At 44.0% G+C, this 4,393-nt stretch carries 3 protein-coding genes; 2 read left to right on the forward strand and 1 reads right to left on the reverse strand.

Translation table 11 applies throughout. The annotated features are described in order from the left end of the window. Nucleotides 1-391 (forward strand): alpha/beta hydrolase fold domain-containing protein (locus ACW12G_RS06625; protein WP_455647568.1); only part of this gene is annotated, 391 nt, incomplete at its 5' end. A 234-nt stretch (nucleotides 392-625) separates the two neighbouring features. Next, on the forward strand, nucleotides 626-2,086 hold the full coding sequence (gene zwf / locus ACW12G_RS06630; protein ID WP_147000874.1) for a glucose-6-phosphate dehydrogenase: 1,461 nt from the start codon (nucleotides 626-628) through the stop codon (nucleotides 2,084-2,086). A 194-nt stretch (nucleotides 2,087-2,280) separates the two neighbouring features. Here the strand turns inward: zwf and ACW12G_RS06635 are convergent, their stop codons facing one another. Continuing rightward, a complete protein-coding gene (locus ACW12G_RS06635; RefSeq protein WP_455647569.1) occupies nucleotides 2,281-4,137 on the reverse strand; it encodes an ABC transporter substrate-binding protein in 1,857 nt (618 codons plus the stop codon). Nucleotides 4,138-4,393: the final 256 nt, after the last annotated feature.

The raw sequence follows: 4,393 nt of genomic DNA on the forward strand, positions 1-4,393 counted from the left end.
CGATTTAGCCGATTTCTACGAAAAACGCGCTATCTTTGCCATGCCTGATTTTAATTTAGTGTTTGACGGGCAAGGGATTGCCATTGACGAATCCCGTCTGATGAATCAGTTTTTTCTCCAAGATGATACCGGCAAAACGCGACACAATCCACTCGTGTCGCCCATTGTCGCAACCAAAGCGGAACTCATGGGCTTTCCGCCAACCATTATCCACACGGCTGAATTTGATAGCCTACGCGATGAAGCAGAAACCTTTGCCCAACATCTTGTGGCGGCTTATGTGCGCGTCACCGTTGCGCGTTATCCAGCGTCTTATCACGGGTTTACCGTGGTGAAAACGCCGATTGGCGAAAAATCCTTTGCCGATTTTGTGCATGATTTGCTCGCCTAACCCACGATCAAAAGCTTCTGGCAATGCCAGAAGCTTTTTTAATGCTGCGACTGAACACGAACCAATTTGGCATATCGTGGTGTGTCGCTTAACCTTTTCAATGCCACATATCAACTCGTGACAACGCCTGACATGACGCATACCGTGATGAATCTGTTTGTGAAATAGGTACTTTTCACCCCGTTTTGCGTTATAATGGTAGATGAATTTAATTATAATATTAAGGGGAACATCATGGTTTCAGAACTCAAGACGTTAGTCACATTTTTCGGTGCTACTGGTGATTTGGCAAAGCGTAAGCTTTACCCATCAGTTTTTAACCTCTTCAAGAAAGGTTATTTGCAAGAACACTTCGCCATTGTTGGAACAGCCCGTCAAGACTTGACTGAAGATGAATTCAAGCAACTGGTGCGCGACTCAATCGCTGGCGCAGCAGAAGACAAGGCACAAGCCGAAGCCTTCATCGAACACTTCTCATATCGTGCCCATGACGTCACGGATGCGGCGTCATACGACGTTTTGAAGTCAGCAATCGAAGAAGCTTCTGACAAGTTTGGTATTGAAGGTAACCGTATCTTCTATATGTCTGTTGCCCCACGTTTCTTTGGGACAATTGCCAAGTATTTGAAGTCAGAAGGTTTGTTGGCCACAACTGGTTATAACCGTTTGATGATTGAAAAGCCATTTGGGACATCATACGAAACAGCTGAAAAGTTGCAAAGTGAATTAGAAAACGCCTTTGATGATGACCAATTGTTCCGTATTGACCACTACCTTGGTAAGGAAATGGTCCAAAATATTGCGGCTTTGCGTTTTGGTAACCCAATCTTTGATGCAGCCTGGAATAAGGACTACATCAAGAACGTACAAGTGACATTGTCAGAAGTCTTGGGTGTTGAAGAACGTGCTGGTTACTACGACACAGCCGGTGCTTTGCTTGACATGATCCAAAACCACACGATGCAAATCGTTGGTTGGTTGGCCATGGAAAAGCCTGATTCATTCACTGACAAGGACATCCGTGCCGCTAAGAATGCTGCCTTCAACGCTTTGAAGATTTACAACGAAGAAGAAGTGAACAAGTACTTCGTGCGTGGTCAATATGCAGGTGGTGATTCTGCTGAATTCAAGCCATATCTTGAAGAAATGGACGTACCTGCTGACTCAAAGAACAACACGTACATCGCTGGTGAATTGCAATTTGATTTGCCACGTTGGGAAGGTGTGCCATTCTACGTGCGTTCAGGTAAGCGCCTAGCTGCTAAGCAAACACGTATTGATATCGTCTTCAAGGCTGGTACTTTCCAATTTGGCGCAGCGCAAGAAGCGCAAGAAGCCATCTTGTCAATTTTGGTTGATCCAACAGGTGGTATCGAATTTAAGATCAACTCAAAGTCAGTTGAAGATGACTTTAACACACGTCTCATCGGTCTTGATTGGCAAGTGTCAGAAGAAGACAAGCTTAACACACCTGAACCATACGAACGTATGATTCATGACACGATGAACGGTGATGGTTCCAACTTCGCCGATTGGAACGGTGTTGCCATTGCTTGGAAGTTCGTTGATGCGATTTCAGCTGTTTACGCCGCTGATAAGGCACCACTTGAAACTTACAAGTCTGGTTCAATGGGACCAGCCGCCGCTGACAAGTTGTTGGCAAATAACGGTGATGCTTGGGTCTTTAAGGGCTAAAAGTTAATTCACATCTAAAAAGGTTGACGCAAATGCGTCAACCTTTTTTGTTTATTATGATACTGTGGCCTAAAGTCAAAACCCGATGTGATCAGTGGTCAACTGATCACATCGGGTTTTATAGTGCAACGAACTATTGAGACATGGTATTGGGAGGATACTGCTACTCAGACTTCCGTTGCACGAACACAAACTTACTTTCTTGGATTACCAGATGTCACTGGCTTATCTTGAGAAACACCAAGTTGTGCATACAAATCATTTGTTGATGCTGTTGTCCAACCCGTCACACGACCATTCACGAATTGTGCAGCAATGCCGACAGTTGTTGGAATGGTGTAAGCTTGATCTTCAACCACCAACTTTTGGAAGGCCTTGATGTTCTTAGCCAATTCCGTAGCTGACTTTGAGTCTTGCGTCTCTGTCAAGTTCTTAGTCAAAGCATCTGACACAACGTGACCGAAGTTATATTGTGCTGACTTAGCCCAAAGTTGGTCAAATGTTGGCACGGTCCCTTCTGACCAACCACCATCTGTCAAGTCCCAATCGTTGTTGTTACCTGCTAGGATAATTGATTGCCAAGTAGCAGAATCAACTAACTTGTCCTGGTACAATTTCACATCAATACCAGCGGCTTTCCAAGCCGCAACATAGGCTTTTGTTTTTGCTTCAGCCGTCGTGCTACCCGAACGCGCCAAGTAAGTTAGCGTCAAATGCTTGCCATCCTTAGCGTAGTAGCCGTCAGCCCCCTTCTTATAACCAGCCTTTTCCAGATACTCACCAGCCTTCTTTGGATCGCCACCAGACTTGTCGTGATAGCTCTTGATTGCATTGTTGTAGAATTCTTCCTTCGCTGGATCTTTAGACATGATTGTTGTGGCCGGTTGTTCAAAGCCATTACTATACTTCTTTGTCACATCCCCGACGTTCATTGCATAGCCAACCGCTTTACGCACATTAGCATCTTGCAATGGTGTTTGTCGGTCTTGGACATTAGTACTGTCCTTCTTGTCAAAATGACCTAAGTTAAAGTAAAGTTCCCAATAACCGGAAGCATATTTACCAGTGGCCGCATAACCTTTGGCATTGTCGTATTTAGACAATTGTGGTTGATCACCATTTTTCCAAAGTGATGTTGGTACACTCGTCACAATATCAAATTTCTGCTTCGCCAGATCATTTTCTAACTTAGACTTATCTTGGTTAACGTAGAAATTAATTGAATCTAGTCGGGCTGGCTTGCCCCAATATTCGCTGTTACGAACGTACTTAACCGTTGAATCCGTTGACACTGAGGCAACTTTAAACGGTCCAAATGACAGTGGCGTCTTTGTTACTTTTTCTGAAGTGGCTAAGTCTTTTGACGCCACATTTTTCAAATCATGATATGGCATCGCGTAGGATGGGACACCATCACCCCAGTCAGCCGCAGCTGGCAAGGTTGAATAACTCACCGTCAGCTTTTTACCATCGGCACCATCATTGAGTTTAACCCCTGAAATGTCTTTTGCCTTACCATTCTGATAATCAGCCAATCCTTTAATGCTCAAATAAGAATTGGTAAAGTTACCCGCCGCCACATCATTAGTGGCTAGGGTTTCAAGGGAGAACAATACATCTTGGGCAGTTACTGGCTTGCCATCTGACCACTTCAAGTTATCACGCAGTGTGATTGTGACGGTTTTATTGTCCTTATCAACCTTATACTCAGCTGGGCCACCATTGATGATTTTACCATGCTTGTCAGTATAGAAAAGCGAGTTACCACCAGTAGGCCCAAGTTCTTGTTGTACTGATGACCATTGTACAAATTCTGAATAGCCTGAGAAACTGACTGGGTCTGCCGCAGTTCCTGGTACCGTTACTGAGATATTGCCACCCTTAATCGGTGACTTCGGGTTCTTATAATCCCCTTTAAACGACCCAACGCTAACGGCTTTACTCGTCGTAGCACTTTGATTTGACTGGCTGGCTAGAATAGCAAAGCCGGCTCCCGCAACAACAACAAGACCACCGACACCAAAGGCGACTTTTTTTCCTGTACTTACCATATCTCTCTCCTCATTCATTTTTAGACCGTTAACAAGATGTTTCGTGTCACAATTATTATAAATATATCACTGTTTTTCATATTGTCAACACTTTATTTTAATTATATTTTAATTCAACGCTTGTCTTTGATCCATTGCGCGACGCGCAACTTGTCCCAAAACCACAAAACCAAATGAGAGTATGATGAGGATAAGTGTGACCTGCACCCATAACCACCAACACACATAAATAGTTGAAGCTGACCCATTCAATACC

The organism is Leuconostoc sp. (assembly GCF_965300815.1).

What these genes read in the sequence shown, in the direction of transcription:
- zwf (WP_147000874.1), top strand. Translation starts at nt 626, where the DNA reads ATGGTTTCAGAACTCAAGACGTTAGTCACATTTTTCGGTGCTACTGGT.
- ACW12G_RS06635 (WP_455647569.1), bottom strand. Translation starts at nt 4,137, where the DNA reads ATGGTAAGTACAGGAAAAAAAGTCGCCTTTGGTGTCGGTGGTCTTGTT.